Raw genomic sequence first — 22,698 nt, 5'->3', positions numbered from 1 at the left:
CATTTTTAATGTGGAAAACAGCATACAAAGCCCCCAAAAGTCTGTAAAATAGAAGAAACAGAACTATTTTCACGCTTTCACCAAGGAGGTTTTTGTATGTGGAAAAAACGACTGTTCGTCGGCCTCGTGCTGCTTGCCGTTATAGTGCTTGTCCCTTATAGCGTACCTATTGTATTTGCCTTAGTAACTGCATTTGTTTTAGAAGGGGGGATTAGACGACTTCAGCAACGCCTAAACCTTAAGCGGTTATACGCTGTACTCATCGTCTTTCTATCCTATTTAGCTTCCTTAGTGGCGGTTGCCGCTTTTATGGTTAATACCATCTTTAAACAGCTGGTAGCCCTATCACAGAAAGCACCTGCCTTCATACAAGAATTATACGGCACAACTATTTTACCCATCATTGACAAGTGGAGACATTATTCAGAAACACTGCCGAATGGAGTTATGTTTTCTGTTGAACGAACCTTGGAAAACAGCGTAAACTCCTTAGATATGCTCGCGAAAAATATTGCACAAAGTCTAATCAGCCTTGTGGCTGTCATTCCTGCATTTATGCTCGAATTTCTTGTGTACTTCGTCGCCTTGTTTCTTATTAGTCTAGAGCTCCCTCTTTTAAAAGAAAAGGCATCTACATATTTAACGCAAGAAACAAAGCGGAAGCTGAATCTAATTGCGAATCAGCTCGGAAATGCTGGGATTGGCTTTCTTGTAGCCCAAGTCGTGTTAAGCTTGTTGACCTTCCTCATGGCATACACTGGTTTATGGCTGCTTGATATCTCATATACCGCCTTACTTGCCTTGCTGATTGTCATTGTCGATATTCTGCCTATTTTAGGAACCGGATCGGTGCTCGTACCATGGGCAGTGATTGCCATCATACAGGACAATCAATCTCTTGGTATCGGCCTGCTTATTCTGTTTGCTGTTATTACAATTGTCCGAAGAATTATTGAGCCAAAAATCTACTCTACAAGCATGGGTATTTCTCCGCTCGCGGCAATTATCAGCATGTATATCGGCTTTAAGCTGCTTGGCTTTGTTGGATTGTTTCTCGGTCCGACTCTCATCATTATCTATGATGCTTTGAAAAAGTCAGGTATTATTCAAATGAAATTTAAAATATAGACTCCCTCTTAAAATGCAAGAAAAGCACCGTTTTATGCGGTGCTTTTCTTATACATGAATAAAGGGAACAACAGTATCTAGCTGCATTTGCATACAAAACGCCGTTCTATAGCCTGCTGCATTACCGAGACTATTTTATCTGCATACAAGCTCTTCACTGCTCTGCTCCGCTTGTCCTAACATCTGCGCACACTCCCATTTTACTGCCTCGAAGGAAACTTGCCCCTCTCTAGCAAAGAAACGAATTTCTTCACTATCGTTGCGCGGGAAAATACGGCTTGTAAACACCTCTTCTCCGTCATTAATGAAAATTTCTACAGAGGAGGTGTCGACAAATACATGAAACTTGATCTTCCTTGCATCTAACGAACATTTTCTTGTTGTCCCATATAACATCCCTACTTCCTCACCCGAAGCAGTACGATCAAGAACAATCTTCTTTTGCAGTGCATCGTACTTAATAACTGTCTTTTCTTGTTTTCCGGCGCGAAGCTCTAGACCAAACTCGACTGCGTCTTGGTTCTCAAACTCACAGATCATTTCATATGCTGTTCCTGAGAATCCAGTGTATACCTTTGTTTGATTATTGATCGTGTCTGCTGCTTTAGACTGCTGACCGCGAAGTGCTTGAAGCTCTTTCACTGGCTGCTGAATAAGCTTTCCATCTCGCACAGACAATTCGCGCGGCAATGTTAAACAATGCGCCCAGCTATTTCGATCGGTTGGATATTCAATCTCTGGCAGCCCCATCCAGCCAACTAAAATCCGTCTTCCATCTGGTGCCTGCATCGTTTGTGGAGCATAAAAATCAAAGCCTCGATCTAGCTCAATAAATTCACCGTGTGTGAATAAGCGATTTGAAACAGCTAGCTTACCGCCAAGAAGATAACCGGACTGATAAATATTTTGATAGCAATCACCTTCTGCTTCTAATCCTTGTGGCGAGAAAATGAGAACTCCCTGATTGTCTAATTCAAAATAATCTGGGCACTCCCACATATATCCGAACTGTTCCAGTTCAGTCTGGATTTCACCCTCTAGCTTCCAATTCCGGAAGTCTGATGAGCTATATAGCAATACACATCCAGTTTCATTCTCCCGCTGTGCACCTATAATGGTATACAGGATACCTTCTTCCTCCCATACCTTTGGATCACGGAAATGATCTGTATATCCTGCTGGTACCTCGGCAATGACTGGCTGATCGCTTTTCTTTACAACCCCATCTTCCCCCATAATCGCCAGACACTGATACGGATGTCTAATCCAGTTTTCATCACGCGTATTACCTGTATATAAAATATGAAGCTTTCCATCATACTCGATAGCACTTCCGGAATATGCTCCATGGCTATCAAATTCCGTATCTGGCTGGATTCCAATCCCGACATTTTCCCAGTGAACGAGATCCTTTGATTTCGTATGATACCAATACTTTAGACCATGGACTGGTCCAAGCGGAAACCACTGATAAAACAAATGATATTCCCCATTGTAATAAGAAAATCCATTAGGATCATTCAAGAGACCAGTTGGAGGCTGTATATGAAAGGCTTGCCGCCATTGGCAGCTGTTGGCCCTCTCGGTGAGCTCCTTCATTTCCTCGCTGCTTGCCTCTTCAATCCGACGATATCTTTGTTCTTTTGTCCATTCCATTTTGTATCAACCTCTCCTAAATGAAAGAGAGGAGAATCCAAGGACTCTCCTTCTTTTCTATTTCCTTACGCAGCTTTCTTTCCCGTACCATTTTGGCTTTGTTTTTTTCCTTCACGCTTTGCTAGGAATATTGTCATAACGAATGCCACGGCAAACGAAATAGCCATACCGATGATATAAGAAATGATAGAATCAGGCTTAATGGAGATGATACCAGGAAGGCCTGCTGCGCCAAGTGCAGTTGCTTTTACTTTAGTTAATGCGATAAATGCCGAAGCCACTGCCGAGCCTGTAATTGCTCCAATGAACGGATATTTAAGCTTTAAGTTCACTCCAAACAAGGCTGGCTCTGTAATTCCTAATAAAGCAGAGATACCTGCCGCAGATGCAACACCTTTTACCTTTGCATCCTTTGTAATCATAAGAACTGCTAATGTTGCTGCACCCTGCGCGATATTGGACATAGCCGCAATTGGGAAAATAAAGGATCCGCCTGTTTTGGCCATATCCGCTAATAGCTGTGTTTCCACGGCAATAAAGCTATGATGCATACCTGTAATTACGATAGGTGCATACAAAAGTCCAAATAGTGCTCCGCCAACAAAGCCTGTAGTATCGTATAACCAAACGATACCGTCTGTTAACAAGTTACCGGCAGAACGTGTAATTGGTCCAACAAGTGTAAATGTTAGTAATCCTGTTACAAAGATTGATAATAGTGGAGTAACTAGGTTATCCAATGCGGATGGAACTGTTCTTCTTAAGAATGTTTCTGTCTTCGCTAAGATAAAGGATGCTGCAAGAACCGGCAGTACAGTACCTTGATACCCTACCTTTTGAATCTCAAAACCGAAGATATTCCATACCGGAATCTCTCCCTTTGCTAAGGCTGCACCGTAACCCCAGCCGTTTAGCAAGTCAGGGTGAACCATAAGCATACCGAGCGCTGCACCAAGATACGGGTTACCGCCAAAGCGCTGAGTTGCAGAGAATCCGATTAAAATTGGAAGAAACACAAATGCTGCATTTGCAAAAGTATTAATAAGAGCTGCTAAATCTGCCATTCCCGGATTTGCTTCTACTAACGATTTTCCTGCTATAAACAAGTCCTTTGCGGTTAATAGATTGTTAATACCCATTAATAAACCGCCCGCAACGATAGCCGGGATAATTGGAACGAAGATATCAGACAGCATTTTCACGAAACGCTGCAGCGGGTTTAATTTTTTTGCTCCTGCATCTTTTACGTCCTTTGTAGACATTTCAGAAAGACCTGTTAGATTCGCGAACTCTTTGTAGACTTCGTTTACTGTTCCAGAGCCTAAAATAATTTGATATTGTCCTCCTGTTGAGAACGTTCCTTTAACAACATCCATGCTATCAAGCTTCGCCTGATCTACCTTTCCTTCATCATGCAAGGCGAGACGAAGACGAGTTGCACAATGTGCTGCAGCTGCGACATTTTCCTTGCCGCCAATTGCCAAAAGAATATCTTGCGCAATTTGCTTGTAATCCATAATAATCCTCCTAACTTTTGATTAGCTTTCCCTTGGAACCGGTTCCGAACTCGAGTAAAAAATATAGACAATTTCATTATAATAATACCGGTTTCGAGAAAATAGAATTTGTACTTTTTGAGAACCGGTTCCAACATCCCCCAAAAAAAAGAAAGCGTTTTATTGGAACCGGTTTCTGTTTTTTATTATAGATTGCGATTTATAATTTGTCAACGCTTTCTCTTTCAATAATTTTATACTGAGACACCATTATTTTCCCTATTGATTCCCCATTAACCAGCTTCATCATGCTTCGGGCCGCTAACTGTCCCGCCTCTTTATAATAAAACTTTGCGGTCGTCAAACTCGGATGCATAATCTCAGTCACTTCATAGCCTCCAAAGCCAGTAATGGATAAATCCGTGGGGACATGCAAGCCTTTCATATAAACTGCCTTTAATACACCGAGCGCAATATTATCCGTTGCACAAACAAATATAGAAGGTCTATACTCATCCATAATGCGGCAGGCTGTTTCGAGCGCAGCGTTAATAGCAAAGCCCGTTTCATAATATTTAACCTCGCAATTTCCCGCCTCCTGCACAGCTTGCTGAAAACCTGCCTTTCTTTTCACTCCGACTGCAATATCTTGTTCTGTCACACCTAAAAATACAATCTTCCGATGCCCCATGGAGAGAACATATTTCCCCATATTATAAGCTGCGCCATAATCATCATGGATAAGACTATACGTCCCGTCATGCTGCTGCCCTACAAGCAGTACCGGTATGTCTACCTTATCAAATGCCTCTAGATGAGCAGGTGTAATTTGCGTTGCCAACAAAATAATGCCTGCAACCTTCTGCCTCGCTAAGCTGTAAATATTTTCGATTTCCCGTTCTAAATCTTGACTGGAGTTTGATATTAACATTTGACACTGATATTCTCTCAGCTTCTCATCAATCCCAATCAATGTTTGCGACGCAGCATATGAATCTAAACGCGGCACAATCGTCCCGATAATATTCGTTTTCTTTGCCTTTAAGCTTTGGGCGAATGTATTTGGAACATATCCAGTCTCTTTTATGACACTCTCAATTTTCCGTTTCGTCGCCTCGCTGACAGAACCGCCGTTTAAATAACGAGATACTGTACTCTTCGCCACTCCTGTTATTTGTGCGATATCTGAAATTGTTTTGGCCATACTTCCATCTCCATACTCTTGTACATATGTTTCTCATTATACACGAATAGAGGAACGGAATGAAGTCCCTGACTCAAGAGAGAGGGACTTCATTCCAAGAGACTTGTTATTGTCCAGCAGCCCCGACCTGTCTGCTTGCTTAATCACATCCAGTAATCTTCAAATCATCCGCTACCTTACATAGCACTGTATTTGTGTTTACTTCTTCTCCTGGCTCCACCTCTACAGAAGCGATATTGCCGCTAACGCCTATTGCAACCTCCTCTGTCCCGCCATCCTCCGTGCGGATCGTGAGGAGCTTCTCCCATTCATATATATAAGATTCTTCGTTGACGAAAACCTTCTCTACTTTGCCGCAGCAAGGACTATATACGGTTTCTACCGTGCTGCAAGGAATGGATGCTTGTTCTGTCGTTACCTTCTGTAAATTAGGTCCCTTCTGCAAGCCTTCTTCATGCGGGTGATACATGTTCTCCATCAATACTCCCATTTCCAATCCCATCCTTTTCATTGTAAATGTAAGGCTTCATCAACAGCCGCTTGCTCCCCCCCTTATTGCTCTATACTCCTTGGCAAGAACCAATTCTTAGAACAGAAGGAGGAAGAAGGGCTATTTCATAGGTTTTTCCATTACAGAAAATAAATACTCTTTGTATTTGCCCACATTTTATAACAGCGCTTTCCTTTAGTAACCATTGTTGTAATAAGCTGTATTGATTGCTTAAAAAGGATTGTGTTTATTGTGTTCATGAATTCCTGCGTAATTCTGAAAAAAACGGTGAACAAAATGATCAAAATGAAAAGAATGCCTTTAATAAAGTTATTTTTCTAATTATTTACCAATTCTCTATTATGGCTTATTATCACTCTAATGAGTTTGTTATTTACATTTCCATGTTTTGAAAGCGTAAACAAAAAGGGGAAGGGGTTATAATATGTTGGCTGTGTTGGGATTTGCAATGATTTTCGTGTTTATGTTTTTAATTATGACAAGACGGATGTCAGCACTGATTGCTTTAATGCTTATGCCCGTGCTATTTGCCGTAATTGGAGGGTTCTCCTCCGATTTAGGAGCGATGATGCTAGAAGGAGTCCAAAAGTTAGCTCCTACCGGGATTATGCTGACATTTGCTATTTTGTACTTTGGAATTATGATTGACAGCGGCTTGTTTGATCCAGTGATTTCCAAATTATTAAAAATAGTAAAAGGAGATCCCTTGAAAATTGTAATCGGAACCGCTATCTTAGCCCTGCTTGTTTCATTAGACGGCGATGGAACAACAACCTATATGATTACAATCTCAGCCATGCTTCCTCTTTATACGTATCTTGGCATGAGTCCGCTCATCCTAGCCGGAGTTGTTATGCTTGGAAGCGGCGTTATGAATATTATCCCGTGGGGCGGTCCGACAGCTCGCGTAATGAGCGCACTCCACTTAGATGCTTCTCAAGTGTTTACACCGCTGATTCCAGCAATGATTGGCGGCGCAGCCTGGGTTATTTTCGCCGCGTACATCCTCGGAAAGAAAGAACGCAACAGATTAGGAATTATCCAATTGGAGACCTTTGCACTAGGAAATTCTCCTATTGATGAGCTGGCGGTTGCAGCTATGGACTCCATGCACTATAAACGTCCGAAGCTATTGCTGGTAAACTTTGTGCTCACTGTTATTCTTATGGTTTGTCTCATTAAAGAAGTGATGCCGCTTCCGATTCTCTTTATGGTTGCATTTGCAATCGCTGTTATGATTAACTATCCAAACTTAGAACAACAAAAAGAGCGCATTGCTTCTCATGCAGGCAATGTACTAGCAGTTGTCTCACTCGTATTTGCGGCAGGTATTTTTACGGGAATTTTATCCGGAACAAAGATGGTAGATTCAATGGCTAATGGTCTCGTATCCTTAATTCCAGATGCACTTGGACCGCATCTTCCAATTATTACAGCGCTTATCAGCATGCCATTTACATTTTTCATGTCAAATGACGCCTTTTATTTCGGTGTTCTTCCTATTCTCTCCAAGGCGGCTGCAAGCTATGGAATCAGCGCTGCGGAAATGGGAAGAGCCTCTCTAATCGGGCAGCCGGTTCACTTACTTAGCCCGCTTGTAGCATCTACATACCTATTGGTTGGTATGGCAAAGGTAGACTTCGGCGACCATCAAAGATTTACCTTAAAATGGGCAATCGGAACTTCACTCTTTATGCTTCTTGTCGCAATTATTACGGGTGTTGTTCCTTTCTAACAGCATTATGGTAGGTAAGATGGATACTTGGATGAATGAGCCCCTTTCCTTATAAGGGGCTTTTCACACTTTAAGAAAGCATAAGTTCTAGCTAGGGGACGATTCAACGTAGCGAGACATTTTAGGAATAAAGTATAAGTGCAACTATGTCTCTGCCTTCTCTTATCGACTCGCCAATCAATAAGTTTTCTTTAGTTCAGCGTTACGATATACAATATAAATAAAGAAAGTGAGGAGTGATTATGAAGAAGAATCTACTTGTCGTACAAGCAGGCTTCATTATTGTAAGCAGTATAGGTGGATATCTATTATCTCTCACCGGTATGTCAATCGGCTGGATGCTTGGAACAATTGTAGCGGCAGGAGCTATTTCCTTTTGGAGACCGCGCTTTCTCCTTCCAAGCACATCAACAAAAGGCATCCATGCCTATTGGGGATACATCGGACAATATATATTAGGAATAGAGCTTGGACAAAAGGTAAATGCAGCAGTGCTTCAGACATTCCAAAATCACTGGATTGTAATTGTTATTATGCTCATTTTATCAACGATATTTGCATTGCTTTCAGGGCTTATTTTACTTCGCTTCACAAAGGAAAGCTTAATGACGAGCTTCCTTAGCGCCACACCAGGAGGCTTGTCTGCCATGCCCGGCATAGCGGCGGAACTCGGCGCCAATACGGCCACGGTCAGTATTGTCCAAACTACTCGTGTGCTTCTTGTCGTCTGCACAATCCCTCTGTTTTCCTTTTACTTAAGCTCTGACAAAGTCATAGAACAAAGCGCCCAACATGCAATTATGACTCCTTTGAGCTCCACGTCCTTTCTATGGACACAAGCGTTGCTCCTCACGGCATGGATCGGCTATCATATTGGCAAACTCCTAAGGCTGCCGGCTCCGTGGTTAGTTGGGGGAATGCTCGGTGTAGCTGCGCTCCAAACAGGTTTAGGATTGTATATGGGAGGAAATGCTGCCGCATGGTGGCCGCATCAAGGCATTACGCTCGCGCAAATTTTACTCGGCGCAAGCATTGGTTCCCGCCTCAATCGCCAGATGTTTAAGGGAGCAGTACGGGTTTGTATGGTCGGCTTACTGAGCTCAATCAGTCTTGTCTGTACAACTATACTATGTGCGTTTCTCATCTCAAGATGGACCAATATTTCATTTGTAACGGCCACCTTAGCGCTTGCACCAGGCGGTATTGCGGAAATGGCAACAACATCGCTTACCCTGCACGCGGATGCCGCATTTGTTGTAGCTGTTCAGGTCTTGCGAGTCATTCTTATTCTTAGCTTTCTGCCAGTTCTTTTTCAACTGCTCAATAAACAGGTGAAAAAACGAACGGTCGGAAAGGCTGGGTGATTATAAAGAAAACTCGTCGATTGGCGAGCCATGCTCTTGGGCGAAGACAGAGGCGTAGTTGCACTTATACTGTATTCCTAAAATTTCCGACTACGTCGAATGGACTTCCGGCTGGAAATTTATACTTTCCTACAGTGTAAAGAAAACTCGCCGATTGGCGAGCCCTGCCTTTGGACGAAGACAGCGACGTAGTTGCACTTATACTATATTCCTAAAATCTCCAAATACATCAAATCCAATCCTAGCTAGAAATTTATACTTTCCTACAGCGTGCAAAAATCCCCGAGGAGAGGGAGAGGTATAGGCATCATACCTCTCTCGGAGACTGGATATGTATTCAAAATTCGGAAATAGAGTTTACACTACTACATGCTTTGGAGTTTGGTTTTTTATAGCTAAAATTAAGTTTTCTGCTGCTAACTCCGCCATTTTCATTCTTGTTTTAATACTTGCACTGCCAATGTGCGGAAGGGTTACAACGTTTGGTAAAGTAAGAAGCGGGTGCTCTAATGGTACAGGTTCTTTTTCAAAGACATCAAGTCCAGCCGCCCAAATATCTCCATTTTTCAAGGCATGATATAGAGCATCTTCATTTACGATTCCGCCACGTGCAGTATTAATAAGAATAGAGGTATTTTTCATAAGTGATAATTCTCGTTCACCAATTAGATTGTTTGTTTCAGGTGTATATGGCGTCATAATACAAACAAAGTCTGCTTCTTGCAGCAGCCGATCCATTTCAGCATATTGCACACCTAACTCCTCTTCTACAACTGGCTTACGGCTGCGATTAGAATAGAGGATATTCATATTAAAGCCTTTTGCTCGTCTTGCCAATGCTTCCCCGATTCTTCCCATCCCGATAATTCCAAGGGTAGTCCCATATATATCTTGCCCTGCCAGTTGCAGAGGAGACCACGTTTCCCATTTCCCGCTTCTTAGGTACTCTGTTGATTCTACTAATCTGCGAGCTGTCGACATCAGTAAAGCAAATGTTAAATCAGCAGTCGTCTCAGTCAGAACTCCTGGAGTATTAGTAACCCTAATTCCCTTTTGCTTGGCAGCCTCAACATCAATATTGTTATAACCTACAGCCATGTTACTAATTACTTTCAAAGCATTTGCCCGATCAAGCAATGCCTTATCAATCGATTCTGTCAGTAAACAAAAGAGTCCATCAACGTCTGCAATCTCCTTTTCCAGCACTTCGCGGGGTACAGGCTTTGCTTCCTCCTGCCACATACGTACTTCACATACTGCCTCGATTTTAGAAACGATTTCATCAGGAATTTTTCTCGTAATATACACTTTTGCTTTCAATGTGAACACTCCCTTTTGTTAATAATCCTCTTAAAAGAAATCCTTCTGAATTTACTTCTCCCATTCTCTCCAAACTGGGACGAATTGAAAAACATAACGAGTTGTGACCAAGTCTATGCATCATCTCCAGGGCTTACTCATACATATGATAGAATTTGGATGTATCCGCAGACCCTGCTCCATTAATAGAAACAATCAAATTCCTTTTCATATAAATAACTTACAATATTCTTCCTTCTTCCATCTTCTCCTGCATTTCCTTCCACTTTAGTCGCTAAAGAAGAGGTTCACCACCAAAACCCTTCATGAATTACAAACTGCACAACCATAAAAGCTGAGCGCAAGTACTTGCACTCAGCTTCCTTATACTCTCCTGCCATCTGTAATCATAACGCTTCTTTCGTTCTATTTTTCTAAGCTTCTTCATTAATAATCACACTGCGCCCTCTCATTTTTAGAATAAGAGGTATAACCATCCATAACACCGCAACCAACAAAAAGACCAGTGAAACAGGCTTTTGCAAGAAAATCATATAGTCACCGTTTGATGTCGTAAGTGCCCTGCGCATATTATTCTCAATCATCGGTCCTAGCACAAGACCAAGAACGAGCGGAGCAACAGGAAAGTCATTCTTTGTAAGATAATATCCTGCAATCCCGCATGCAATAAGCAGCAGCAAATCAAATGTTGTAAATTGCACCGCATACACCCCGAAAATAGAAATAGCAATAATAAGCGGCAGCAAATACTTTGCCGGTGTTTCAATAATTTTTGCAAATACCTTAACAAGAGGCATATTCAAAATGAGAAGCATAATGTTTCCGATAAACATGCTTGCAATCAACCCCCAGGCTACCTGCGGATGATCACTGAAAAGCAATGGACCTGGTTGAATATTATACATAATTAAAGCACCCATCAGGATGGCTGTTGTTCCAGAACCCGGAATCCCAAGTGTTAAAAGCGGAATCATCGCTCCGCCTGACGCTCCGTTATTTGCAGACTCCGGAGCAGCTACACCCTCTATCGCTCCTTGTCCGAACTTGCTAGGGTTTTTGCTCATTTTCTTCTCAGCAATATAGGAAAAAAATGAAGCTAGCGTTGCGCCCGCACCGGGTAAAATACCAATAAAAAACCCGAGTAGGGATCCCCGAATAATAGGTCCAGAACTTTTCTTCATATCCTCTCTCGTCGGGAGAATCCTTCCAATCTTCGCAATATCCCCTCCCGCGTCATCCTTTTCTAAGATTGTCTTAAACACCTCTCCAAGCGCAAACAGTCCGACTGCAATGGTCAAAAATTCCAAACCCGAATACAAAACAGGAATATCGTACGTAAAACGTGCCACACCAGACACATTATCCATACCAATTGTAGCAAGCAGCAATCCAAAAACTGTCATGATCAGCGCCTTCGTCATCGATTTTCCAGCAAGTCCGCTCACTGCACAAAGACCTAAGATCATGAGAGAAAAGTACTCAGCCGGGCCAAATGAAATTGCAATCGCCGATAAAGGCTCCGCAAGCAATACAAGACCAATAAGTGAGACAAGACCTGCAACGAACGAACCGATTGCCGCAATCGATAACGCTACACCAGCACGTCCTTGCTTCGCCATCTGATATCCATCAAGCGCCGTCACAACCGAAGAAGACTCACCTGGTGTATTCAGCAAAATAGAAGTTGTCGATCCCCCGTACATTGCTCCGTAATACACACCCGCCAGCAAAATAATAGAGCTTGCTGCCGCCGCTTCCGGCTCAAGACCTGATGTTAACGTTGCTGTTACCGGAATCAGCAGCGCTACACCGCTCATTGGACCAATACCTGGCAAAACTCCCACGGCTGTCCCAATTAATACCCCGATGAACGCAAATAAAAGATTATGCCATTGCATCGCTTCTGCAAAACCATTAGCTAAAAATTGTATTGTTCCCATTTCTGCACCTCCTTAGTTCAACCAAATCGGAAATCCTGGCAATGTTCCCTGCAAAACTTGTACGAATACGTAGTATACACCGCCAGAAAATATCGCTGAAATCAATAGTGTTTTCCACCATCCACCCCGTTCCATTACTTGAAACCCCACCACCAAGAACAAAAAGGTTGCAATCACGTATCCGACAGTCTCCAAACACAATGCGTACAGGATAGCTGAGATTAGTATGATGAAAAATCTCTTATAATCTAATGATTGCTTTTTCTGCTCTGATCCATAATACTGGAATGTTTCATAGAACAAGCGCAGACTAAGAAGAATAAGTGCACATCCTAAAAACATCGGAAAAATATCCGGACCTACATTGCTTCCGTATGCACTCTCTGAAATTTTTCGGCTTTCAAACACAAATGCAGCTCCCAGAATGAAAAACACCAAACTTGCGTAACGATCAAACAACCGATTCATAGTTCACCCCCGTTAAGTAAAGAAAAGCGGACATGGGCCTCCTTGAAAGAAACCCTTTTTTATTGTTTAGAAAAGGGAGAAGTCAACCTTCTCCCCTCTCTACCACACCCTCTATTTCTCCATGCCAAGTGCAGATAATAGTTCTTTTACAACCTTATCCTGTTCACCGAGAAACTTTTTAAAATCGGCAGCATTTTTATATTCGCTTTCCCATCCGTTTGCCTGCAGCTCCTTCTTCCAAGCTTCATGCTCAGACAAAGCTTTTAGCTTCTCCTCCCAGTATTGCTTCGCATCTGCTGTCATTTCCTTTGGTCCAAATACACCGCGCCAAATCGTGAAATCAGCATCTGCCCCCTGCTCCTTAAATGTTGGTACATCCTTTAAATCTCCGCTTAAACGTTCTTTTGCACTAATAGCCAGTACTCTAATTTTTCCTGCCTTCAAATACTCTCCTACACTTGATGCATCCGTTGCAATCAAATCAGCATTTCCGCCAAGCAATGCCGCCATCGCTTCCCCGCCGCCGTCATATGAAACATACTTCACTGACTTTGGATCAATTCCGTACTTATAAGCTGGTAGAATTGCCACAAGGTGATCCATAGATCCTGGAGCTGATCCGCCTGCCACTGTCACCTTTGCAGGATTTGCTTTTATCGCTTCTAGCGCAGATTTTAAATCCTTATACGGAGAATCCGCTTTTACTACAATTGCTCCATAATCCGTCGTCAGCTGTGCTAAAGGTGTTGTATCCCCATACCCATAGGGGCTGTTTCCTTCTTTTTTATCGTGATTAATTAAAATAGGAGGCGAATTTACAAAAAGCTTGTAGGAATTCTTTTTATCCTGTGTTGCGTACTCTGCAAGGAACACAGTACCGCCGCCCCCTGGTTTATTCTCAACCGTCATCGTCTGATCCACCAGCTTCGTTTCTGCTAAAACCTTGGTAATAGACCTAGCTGTTTTATCCCATCCGCCGCCTGCCCCCGATGGAGCAACCATTGTAATTGGCTTCTCCGGATATTTGGAAGCCCTTTCATTTTTTGTCGCCGCTTGTTCCTTTGTTCCCCCACAGGCCGCTAGACCAATGCCAGCACACCGGAAAGAAATACAGTTGCCATTTTTCTCATTTCATAACCCCCCTGGAATGATGTGAAACCAACAAAAAAGACAGCGTTTTCAAGCTGTCTTAAATTTATCGGAAAATTTAGTTTAATTTAAGTTTTTGTTAATACTATTAATAAGTTACATAAAGTTCATTTTGTTCATAAAATTTACGATTCCTATACTTGAAAATACCTGCGTTCAGGACGACCAACATTTCCATAAATAAGCTCCGCATAAATCTTTCGCTGTGAAATTAAGTACTCCAAATAACGTCTTGCGGTAGATCGGCTCACCCCTGACTCCTGACTAAGAAGCTCTGCTGTAATTCCCTCCTCTCCTATTCCTGAAACACATTTTAAAATCTTCTCTAGCGTTAAAGGATCGATTCCCTTTGGCGAAGTATCGACATGTATCTCCGCACCAGGCGAGCTCGTATTCCACAAGCTTTCAATTTGATCAGGAGATAGCTTCTCCTGCTGCTCAAGCTGCTGCATCTTACTCCTGTAATGCTCCAAGCTCCTCTTAAATCGATCAAACGTTAAAGGTTTGACGATATAATCCAATACTCCGCCTCGCATTGCATGGCGCACAACATCAACCTCCGAGGCGGCCGTAATCATAATAATATCAGCCTCCTTGGCATTCTCACGAATAAACGGTACAAGATCGATTCCCCTCATATCAGGTAAATACACATCAAGCAAAATCAACTGCGGCTGCACAAGCTCAATCCACTCCTTTGCCTGCTCACCGTTCGTTGCCGTTCCAACGACTGTAAACCCACCGATCTTCTCAGTAAAGCGGCGATGAATTTCCGCAATTCGAACATCATCTTCAACAATCAATACCTCAATAGGCTGAGACATTCTCTCCACACCTTTCTTTTGGGATGGCCACAATAAATAATGCTCCGTCCCAATCTCCCTTTTCAATTGCAATGCTGCCGTGCAAATCATCTACCAATTCCTTCACTCTCGCCAAACCGTATCCACGATTTCCTCCATCCTTTGTAGAAAAGCCGCGTTTAAAAATATATGGAATTAGGTTGTCATCTACACCCGAGCCCGAATCTTCAACCTCAAGAAGCAAATCATCACCGATATCTGTTATACATAAGCGTACCTGTTTTTCTTTATCCGTATTTCCCTCAACAGATTCAAAAGCATTAGTAATTAAATTGCCAAGAATAGAAATGAAATAGCTGCTATCAATATGCTCAGCTAATCTCTCTAGACTGCTTTCCCGATCGAGCACAAAATCAATTTTCAATTCCCTTGCACGGTTATAAAAACCAATTAAAATTCCACCGAGTCTAGGATCCTTCAGCCTGCTCATAATAAACTGGACAAAATCCTGCTGAACCGCTGTTTCCTTATGCACAAGCTCTAGTGCTTCCTCATAGGACTCTAGCTGAATCAATCCCGAAAGCGTATACAAAAGATTATTAAACTCATGCGTCTGAGCACGGAGAGCCTCTGTATAGCGTTTGACTTGTGAAAGCTCCTCTGTTAGTTGATCGATTTCAGATTTAAGACGAAAACTCGAAACAACGCCTATTACTTCATTACCAATTTTAACGGGCAACCGATTTGCGATAATAGTTCGTCCCTTTAATTGTAACTGTCGATCTAGCTGCTCTTCCCCATTGCGAAGTACCTCTAAAATGGATGTATTCGGAATCACCTCTAGAACAGGCTTTCCGATTACATTTTGTTCCTGACGAATAAGGAGAATTTCATATGCGGCTTGATTTAAAAGACTAATCCTTCCTTGCTTATCAATCATCATAATCCCTTCTCGAACCGATTGAATTAAAGCACTTCTCTCTTCGTACAGGGATGCAATTTCCTCGGGTTCCAGACCAAACATTAAATTTTTAATATTGCGCGCGAGATACACGGAGCCAATGATTCCAATGACTGCTCCAGAAAGGGCAATCCCCCACATGGTATAATCGTATTCGCCGACAATTTGATTAATATCCTCCATCAGAAAGCCAACTGAGACAATCCCAATGATATTTCCGTTTTCATCCCAAATTGGAGCTTTACCGCGCAAAGATAATCCAAGCGTGCCCTTTGCCTTGGATATATAAGCTTTTCCATCTACAAGTGCTTTATCATTATCTCCGCCCATCATTCTTTTGCCAATTCTCTGCGGATTTGGATGAGAATAACGTATTCCCTGTTTATTGCCGATGACAATAAACTCAGCATCTGTTTCCAGCCGGATGCGTTCCGCAATCGGCTGAATGATAGCTGCCGGGTTTTCCGTATGCAATGCGGATCTAATCTCAGGCATAGCCGCTACAGTTTTCGCAACGTGAAGCGCACGTTTTCCTAATTGATTCTCGACCGTATCAGATAGCACGTAATAAAATAGAAAGCTGATTTGCGAAACAATTAAAATAATAAGAGCAATAATGAACAAGGTAATTCGCTGCTGCAGTTTCAGTTTTTTTAGCTTCAACATTCCCTCTCCCTACCTAATATTAGAAGGAGACATTCCCCTTACTCCAACAAAAGTGACAAGATCCATCTGCTTTCATTCTTTTAATCTATTTTAACATAATTTTGAAGTATAAAACAAAAAGCCTTATGTGCAAAGAAATTCTGTTACAAGACAAACTGTATAATAGCAACACATAGCTTAAGTTCTGCAATCTAGTTTAGAAAAGCCTTCCTTTTAGTAACTTCCCTAAAATTCATTTGTTTAAACCACTGAACATTACTGCAGCTAAGCTTTGTTATGGGATTTCAAAAAATAGATCTTACACACATAATTAGTTGACAGTGATAATCATTATCAATTAAACTAGTGAATATAAATGATAATTAATATCAACTAAAGAAAAATCACTGTGTCGAATTCACTTCTAGCTGAGAATTTATACTTTCTTACAGTGTAAAAATATAAACCTCCCCCTTGTTTCTGTTTCATCTTTAAGAAAAGTTCCTACATTTATAGGACAAGGGAAAGCTAGGCTCAAACCGGAAGAACAATCAGCCTTAGAAGAGAAGAAGTTTGACTTTGGTAGCTACAAACAGCCTAGCAAAAATAATGATGCAAGAAAAATACCAACAGACTATAGATCACTATAAGGAGGCAATACAATGAATAGCAACTTTGTTACACTAAAGTCTTTTGAATACGAGTTAAATTGCAACTGTCCCGAGCGACATCCAATCTACTTTTCAGCGGGTGATATCTGAACAATTGAAGAAGAGAGAAGATATGTCGACGGTATGGGCTGGTACGTCCTTATCACGATTAACGACGAATATAATATGTTTATGTTTTTAGAGGATATTGAACATCTGCGTATGAAAGGAACCATTTGTGCTATCTCTGATTTAGATTTACGTATCAATTATTTGCGCTTTAAAGTGAATGAAGCGCTTGATACACGAGATAAGGAAGCCTTTCTCATATTCTCTAGCGAACTTGGAAAGGTCATGAATTTACGAGAAGGATTAGTGAGTTAGCATTTCCTAAGCAAATGTAAATAGTACATAGTGACATAGGATGCAAACAAAGCAGGCTCACCAGGAAGGCAGCCTGCCAAAGAATGAAGGGTTTACCTCTTACTCCCGTAATCGCTAAGCCTTTGCCTCATACGGTCTCAATATATGAGAGATTCATCAACGTTAACTGGATCAGTTGTCAGCAATAATTCGTGTAATTTATCTTTCGTTCCAACGTATATCCTATCATAGCTAGCATTAGTAAGATCCTGATACCACCTAAACCAAGCCCCCATTATTTCCGAGCTATCCTCGTTTATCATTTTCCGACAGAAGACCCCCACTTCAAGCACGTGATGGGCGTAGCCCAGTGGTAAGTGAGGGATGAATGTCGGCTAGGCGATTCGCCTAGCATGTTTGAATAGGAAAACTCCACTAGACAAACGTATGTTCCTTCGGTAATATATAATTACCAAAATGAACCAGAAGAGAGGAGAAAGGAATGAAGAAGTGTTATTTTTCCAATCGAATCTATAAACACAAGGTCCCCCACGATGTGAATCAGGAACTCTCTCATTCTCTCCGTCTCTATAATAGAGCCGTGCGCACGGCTTATGCGTGGCAAACAAAACATCTACGCACAGGGAACAAGCCGTATGAAGGCACTCTTCACCTTGCGATTAAGAAACAATTTCAACTGGATGACTACTATACGAATAGCGCAGTCCAACAAGCAAACGCTCTTCGGACATCGCAAAAGGAACTACAAACGTTGTATGTCAAACAGATAGACAGTGTCATGAAATCGATTCAAAAGAAATTAAAAAAGGAACGCAGCAAGCTGACAGCATTGCAAAACATGAAGCAATCAATTGTGGATAGAAAACCGAAATTGCATAAGAGAATGGGGTACCGGATGCATCAAACAGCTTCCGGTGCGGTATATGCGCTTCATCGTAAGAACGAGACACAGGTTTGGTTCTTCCCCTACCTGTTTGAGCATCGGCATATAGATAAAGAGCTCAAACGTCTCAAGGCAAGAATCGGACAGCTCCGGCATCGTCTCCTTCGGCAGGAGCAGAAAAAGGAGAAATTAAGACGAGAGATTCCTTCGGTTTTGTTCGGCTCTCGTTCCTTCTTTCGTAAGCAATATACAATGCGTAAGGATCAAAAGAGTCATGCGGCGTGGAGACATGCATTCTGTTACAAAAGAAACGCCAAGATGACGCTCTCTGGACGGAAGGATGCGAAGTATGGGAACTTTGTGTTCCAATATGATGCACAAAGCCAAACCTTACACGTCAGAAGTATTATAGGACAAGCGCTTATACTTCCCTATGTGTATTTTCCTTATGGACAAGATCAGGTGCAAGAATCTATCGCCACGCAGCTTTCCTGTCAGAACAAAAAGAAGTATGGCAAGCCAATCGGTTGGTCCATCGAAGACCATGGTACGTACTACATCATCAAATGCATGATAGAAGAACTAGAACATCCTCCTATCAATTATTCAAAAGCAGACGGTGTCATTGGTGTAGATCTCAACTACAATCATATTGCCTTCTCCAATGTAAATGGACAAGGACAATTACTTTCCTCCTCCTGTCTCTATTTCTCCTTAGAAGGAAAACGAAGCGGACAAATTACAAAAATCCTAGAAGCAGAAGCGATTCGTTTGGTGGATATCGCGGTTCAAAGAAATAAACCGATTGTGTTAGAAGTATTAGATACAACTCTATCAAAGTCTGCCGGCCGTTACCGCAATCGGAAGCAAAACCGAAGGATAAGCATGTTTGCCTATAAAAAGATGCAGGATAGCATTCACAGCCGAGCTGCTAAAATGGGAGTCACTGTGTTTGCAGTGAATCCTGCCTTCACAAGCCAGATTGGGAAGATGAAGTATATGAAACAGATGCATATTTCCATCTATCAAGCAGCTTCCTATGTCATTGGCAGACGCGGCATGAACCTGAAGGAGCAGGTGCCAAAGGTGTTGCAAACCTATACAGAACGTAAGGATGGGGAGCACCACTGAAAACAATGGAGTATGTTGACCAAAGCATTCAAAGCGCTTCGTCTGCACGTATTCTATCATGTATCGGGCCAATCTTATCCATTATTCAATAAAGAGATTTGTAACTATGGGCTGACACAAGCAGAACGTGATAGTTTGCAGAAGTATGTACCAAAAATTTGGTTAGAAGAAAGGGAAACCTGACTTCGTTTGGAATGGCATCATCTGTTCTTGCATCACCATCATTTTGCCGCAAAGGCCAGAGGATCTAACTCCAGAATGGTGGGTGCATTGGTGTAAGAACATCGCAACACGTATAGGGTGAAAAAAGAGAAGCAACTATCACTACTTGTATGAGACAAGGTCACCTCGGTGGCTTTGTCACGTACAAGGAAGTGTGAGCTCTCCCTATTTGCCCTATGAGAAGCCTGTTGAACGGCTCTGTATTTTGCTTCTTAGGAAGAAAATACAGAATCCCCCACCTCAAGGAGCATTAGCGAGTAGGTGGGGGTAGTTCAATGCCTTCAGCATCTCATCCAAATATTCTCAATCATATTGTTTGAAAATAAATAGCATCAACTATAAAATGAATAGGTACTAACAAAACAGGAGGTAATTATCATGATATCTTCAAATTCCCAATCTAAAGCAGCGCAATTCCGTCAGCCCACATATGAGATTGATCCGGTTTTCGTAAATCGTTGGTCTCCTCGTTCATTTTCAGAGAAGGAAGTTCCTGAGGGAGTATTGCTCAGTTTATTTGAAGCAGCACGTTGGGCACCATCTGCTTTTAACGTACAGCCTTGGAGATTTATTATCGCCCGTTCGCAAGAAGCTCGTGAGCAATTCCATTCCTTCATTGGTGAATTCAATTTAACATGGTGCAAAAAGGCGCCTGCCTTCGCCCTGATTATCTCAAAGGTGACTTCAGAACATGGCGATAATCGCTCCCATGCATTCGATACAGGTGCAGCATGGGGCAGTTTATCGTTAGAAGCAGTCCATAAGGGGCTTATCACTCATCCAATGACCGGCATTGATTTTGATAAAGCACGGGGAGTCCTTCAAATACCAGATGATTATGCTATTAATGCATTAGTTGCCATTGGCTATCAAGGTGAAAAGGATGCTCTTCCTGAAGCTCTTCAACAGCGCGAACAGCCATCTCCTCGCCGTCCTTTAGAGGAATCCATATTTGAAGGAAGCTTTGGCCAGCCCTTGAAATAAATTGTGTAACAATAAACAAAAAATGCTTAGCAAATTCCTACTAAGCATTTTTTGTTTTATATGTATGCATTTTCCTTTGTCCTGTCGAAAAGTTCTTGAGTGTTATCCACTGAAGCTACTGCATAATGCCGCCGCCCCCGTGAAACATTTGCCAAAAAACCTTCTAATTGACCAATTATTTCCTACAACTTATGATTGATGTAATAAAGAAAACTCGTCGATTGGCGAGCCCTGCCTTTGGGCGAAGACAGAGGCGTAGTTGCACCTACACTTTGTTCTCAAAATTTCCTGCTACGTCGAGTTCACTTTTGACTAAAAATTTATACTTTCTTGAAATGCAACAAAAAAAGATGAATAATATAAAACCAAAGGAGATGTTGATATGACACCATACGCAAGACCTCCCTGCTAAGATGTAGAATCCAATCGTTCACGAGCACCTCCATTATTTGATTGGCTAAGTGCAATCAGAAATGAGAGGAGCTTCGTTATGAACTATAGATTAAATATTTGGAAGCTATATGCGATACGATTTTTTTACAATCTAATACCTGCATATGTAATTGAAAGGTTATTTTGGGAACAAAGAGGAATGACCATCCAGATGGTCGTATATACAGAAATAATTTTTGCCATAACCGTTGTTTTACTTGAGGTTCCAACAGGTATCATTGCTGATAAGTGGGGACGGAAGCAAATGATCGTGTTGAGCACCTTATTAGAATGTTTCATGTTTCTTATACTGGTATTCGCAACGGAATTCTGGCATTTTGCAGCTGCTATTTTCCTAGCAGGCATTGCCCGTTCCGCAAGCAGCGGGTCGGAAAATGCAATGCTTTATGATTCATTGCTGCAAAATGGTCAAGAGCAAGCTTTTGAAAAGTATCTTGGTCGCTTGAACGTGTGTGATTTCACAGCAGCCATCATAGCAGCATTGTGTGGGAGTCTTTTGGCGAGCCGGTATGGTTTTGAGTTGAATTATTGGATATCGTTTGTCAGTATGCTTGTGTCTGTGTGTGTATCGTTGATGCTAGTTGAGACAGCTGTTAAAAGCAAATCCGATGAATCAACTGAGATTAAAGAACATATAAAAGCTTCCGTGCGCTTTTTCAGAAAACATCCAGGGGTTTATCTTGTGGTGCTTTCTGGCATGGTTACTGGTGCAGCCTTAAGCTTCATCGATGAGTTCTGGCAGCTTTATTTAAATAGATTGGAAATCCCGGTTTTATATTCAGGCTTATTTTCGGCAGCCATTATGATTGTGAGACTTCCGGGAAATATAATTGCATATGTAATCAAAAGCCGGTTCCGTTACAGAACAATACTGTCGGGCGTGACCGCTATTTTTGCTGTTGGGTTCATCTATATCTCAGTGATTAAGGACTATACGAGTTTGGTAGCAATCTTCCTCATTTGTTTGCTTTCAGGGATAATAGAACCTATTACAACCGGATACTTGCACCATCGAATCAATTCCTCCATGAGAGCGACCATTGATTCGTTTCAGTCATTAGGGCTAAATGTAGTTCTAATCATTACCGGTTTGGGCTTTGGTTATTTTTCATCCAAATTTGATGTTTTCGGTGGATATGGGTTCATTGCTTGTATTTGTGTTGCATTCTTTGTTTATTTTTTAATCGCATCTAAGGAGACTATTGAACAATGAAGAGAGTGGACTTTGTGTCTGCAAGTAGTATAACTTGCTTCATGGGGTATTGAATCATGTGATAATAAAGAGCACTGTATGATACGTCTTTTTTGTATATACAGCGCTCTATTATCGTTACTTCAGTTACAAAACTGTTAAAGTAGTTACGGTTATAAATAATTCCACAATAGTTACCATAATTTTAATTAAAACAACAGCCGATAGACCGACAACCCCAAATAGACCTAGTCCAACAGCTAAACCCGTGGATAAAAACCCGTGCTTCTCCATACCCGGATCAACCTCCTGTACTGAATTCTCTATCGTATAGGATGGTCAAATATTACCGCTAGTATTCACGTATTCTTATTTTATTAGCTTAATATAAAAAATCCCTTCTGCAAATGCAGAAGGGA

General features: G+C 41.7%; 19 protein-coding genes. 8 read left to right on the top strand and 11 right to left on the bottom strand.

Features of this window, described 5'->3' with window-relative positions; translation table 11 throughout:
* Nucleotides 1–96: 96 nt before the first annotated feature.
* On the top strand, nucleotides 97–1,128 hold the full coding sequence (ytvI, locus tag AAHB12_RS01500) for a sporulation integral membrane protein YtvI (RefSeq protein WP_342044063.1): 1,032 nt from the start codon (nucleotides 97–99) through the stop codon (nucleotides 1,126–1,128).
* Nucleotides 1,129–1,263: 135 nt separating this feature from the next.
* On the opposite strand, the gene AAHB12_RS01495 is transcribed toward ytvI, so the two are convergent.
* The 4 genes from AAHB12_RS01495 to AAHB12_RS01480 all read right to left on the bottom strand — a co-directional run bounded on the left by AAHB12_RS01495 (nucleotide 1,264) and on the right by AAHB12_RS01480 (nucleotide 5,881).
* Nucleotides 1,264–2,784, bottom strand: a complete 1,521-nt coding sequence (locus AAHB12_RS01495; protein ID WP_342044062.1) for a glycoside hydrolase family 32 protein — start codon at nucleotides 2,782–2,784, stop codon at nucleotides 1,264–1,266.
* 65 nt (nucleotides 2,785–2,849) lie between these two features.
* Nucleotides 2,850–4,301 (bottom strand): sucrose-specific PTS transporter subunit IIBC, encoded by a 1,452-nt coding sequence (locus AAHB12_RS01490; RefSeq protein WP_342044061.1) that lies wholly within the window; start codon nucleotides 4,299–4,301, stop codon nucleotides 2,850–2,852.
* A gap of 199 nt (nucleotides 4,302–4,500) precedes the next feature.
* Nucleotides 4,501–5,484, bottom strand: coding sequence for a LacI family DNA-binding transcriptional regulator (locus AAHB12_RS01485; protein WP_342044060.1), 984 nt, complete (start codon nucleotides 5,482–5,484; stop codon nucleotides 4,501–4,503).
* A 139-nt stretch (nucleotides 5,485–5,623) separates the two neighbouring features.
* Complete coding sequence (locus AAHB12_RS01480) at nucleotides 5,624–5,881, bottom strand: hypothetical protein (protein WP_342044201.1); 258 nt, start codon at nucleotides 5,879–5,881, stop codon at nucleotides 5,624–5,626.
* Nucleotides 5,882–6,419: 538 nt separating this feature from the next.
* Between AAHB12_RS01480 and AAHB12_RS01475 the strand changes: the two genes are divergently transcribed.
* Entirely contained in the window at nucleotides 6,420–7,730 is a 1,311-nt protein-coding gene (locus AAHB12_RS01475; protein ID WP_342044059.1) for a CitMHS family transporter, read from the top strand.
* Between the two features lie 242 nt (nucleotides 7,731–7,972).
* Nucleotides 7,973–9,094 carry an AbrB family transcriptional regulator gene (locus AAHB12_RS01470; RefSeq protein ID WP_342044058.1) on the top strand — a complete coding sequence of 374 codons (1,122 nt, stop codon included), beginning with the start codon at nucleotides 7,973–7,975 and terminating at the stop codon, nucleotides 9,092–9,094.
* 357 nt (nucleotides 9,095–9,451) lie between these two features.
* On the opposite strand, the gene AAHB12_RS01465 is transcribed toward AAHB12_RS01470, so the two are convergent.
* The 6 genes from AAHB12_RS01465 to AAHB12_RS01440 all read right to left on the bottom strand — a co-directional run bounded on the left by AAHB12_RS01465 (nucleotide 9,452) and on the right by AAHB12_RS01440 (nucleotide 16,398).
* Nucleotides 9,452–10,414 carry a 2-hydroxyacid dehydrogenase gene (locus tag AAHB12_RS01465; protein WP_342044057.1) on the bottom strand — a complete coding sequence of 321 codons (963 nt, stop codon included), beginning with the start codon at nucleotides 10,412–10,414 and terminating at the stop codon, nucleotides 9,452–9,454.
* 413 nt (nucleotides 10,415–10,827) lie between these two features.
* Entirely contained in the window at nucleotides 10,828–12,354 is a 1,527-nt protein-coding gene (locus tag AAHB12_RS01460; RefSeq protein ID WP_342044056.1) for a tripartite tricarboxylate transporter permease, read from the bottom strand.
* Between the two features lie 12 nt (nucleotides 12,355–12,366).
* Entirely contained in the window at nucleotides 12,367–12,822 is a 456-nt protein-coding gene (locus AAHB12_RS01455; protein ID WP_342044055.1) for a tripartite tricarboxylate transporter TctB family protein, read from the bottom strand.
* Nucleotides 12,823–12,933: 111 nt separating this feature from the next.
* Complete coding sequence (locus AAHB12_RS01450) at nucleotides 12,934–13,911, bottom strand: tripartite tricarboxylate transporter substrate binding protein (RefSeq protein WP_342044200.1); 978 nt, start codon at nucleotides 13,909–13,911, stop codon at nucleotides 12,934–12,936.
* Nucleotides 13,912–14,105: 194 nt separating this feature from the next.
* Entirely contained in the window at nucleotides 14,106–14,795 is a 690-nt protein-coding gene (locus tag AAHB12_RS01445; protein WP_342044054.1) for a response regulator, read from the bottom strand.
* Nucleotides 14,779–16,398, bottom strand: a complete 1,620-nt coding sequence (locus AAHB12_RS01440) for a sensor histidine kinase (RefSeq protein WP_342044199.1) — start codon at nucleotides 16,396–16,398, stop codon at nucleotides 14,779–14,781. The genes AAHB12_RS01445 and AAHB12_RS01440 overlap by 17 nt, the downstream gene beginning before the upstream one ends.
* A gap of 776 nt (nucleotides 16,399–17,174) precedes the next feature.
* Between AAHB12_RS01440 and AAHB12_RS01435 the strand changes: the two genes are divergently transcribed.
* From AAHB12_RS01435 to AAHB12_RS01415, 5 genes are all read left to right on the top strand, one after another.
* Complete coding sequence (locus tag AAHB12_RS01435; protein ID WP_342044053.1) at nucleotides 17,175–17,414, top strand: IDEAL domain-containing protein; 240 nt, start codon at nucleotides 17,175–17,177, stop codon at nucleotides 17,412–17,414.
* 481 nt (nucleotides 17,415–17,895) lie between these two features.
* On the top strand, nucleotides 17,896–19,428 hold the full coding sequence (locus AAHB12_RS01430; RefSeq protein WP_342044052.1) for an IS200/IS605 family accessory protein TnpB-related protein: 1,533 nt from the start codon (nucleotides 17,896–17,898) through the stop codon (nucleotides 19,426–19,428).
* 12 nt (nucleotides 19,429–19,440) lie between these two features.
* Nucleotides 19,441–19,611 carry a hypothetical protein gene (locus AAHB12_RS01425; protein WP_342044051.1) on the top strand — a complete coding sequence of 57 codons (171 nt, stop codon included), beginning with the start codon at nucleotides 19,441–19,443 and terminating at the stop codon, nucleotides 19,609–19,611.
* Between the two features lie 417 nt (nucleotides 19,612–20,028).
* Complete coding sequence (locus AAHB12_RS01420) at nucleotides 20,029–20,634, top strand: nitroreductase family protein (RefSeq protein ID WP_342044050.1); 606 nt, start codon at nucleotides 20,029–20,031, stop codon at nucleotides 20,632–20,634.
* Nucleotides 20,635–21,124: 490 nt separating this feature from the next.
* Nucleotides 21,125–22,300, top strand: coding sequence for an MFS transporter (locus AAHB12_RS01415; RefSeq protein WP_129731043.1), 1,176 nt, complete (start codon nucleotides 21,125–21,127; stop codon nucleotides 22,298–22,300).
* Nucleotides 22,301–22,426: 126 nt separating this feature from the next.
* Here AAHB12_RS01415 and AAHB12_RS01410 read toward each other — a convergent pair whose 3' ends face one another.
* A complete protein-coding gene (locus AAHB12_RS01410) occupies nucleotides 22,427–22,573 on the bottom strand; it encodes a hypothetical protein (RefSeq protein ID WP_165350885.1) in 147 nt (48 codons plus the stop codon).
* Nucleotides 22,574–22,698 lie beyond the last annotated feature (125 nt).

It is taken from the genome of Bacillus sp. OTU530, from assembly GCF_038440375.1.
The sequence above is the reverse complement of the archived record's forward strand: the minus strand, read 5'-3'. Positions and strand labels throughout refer to the sequence as shown.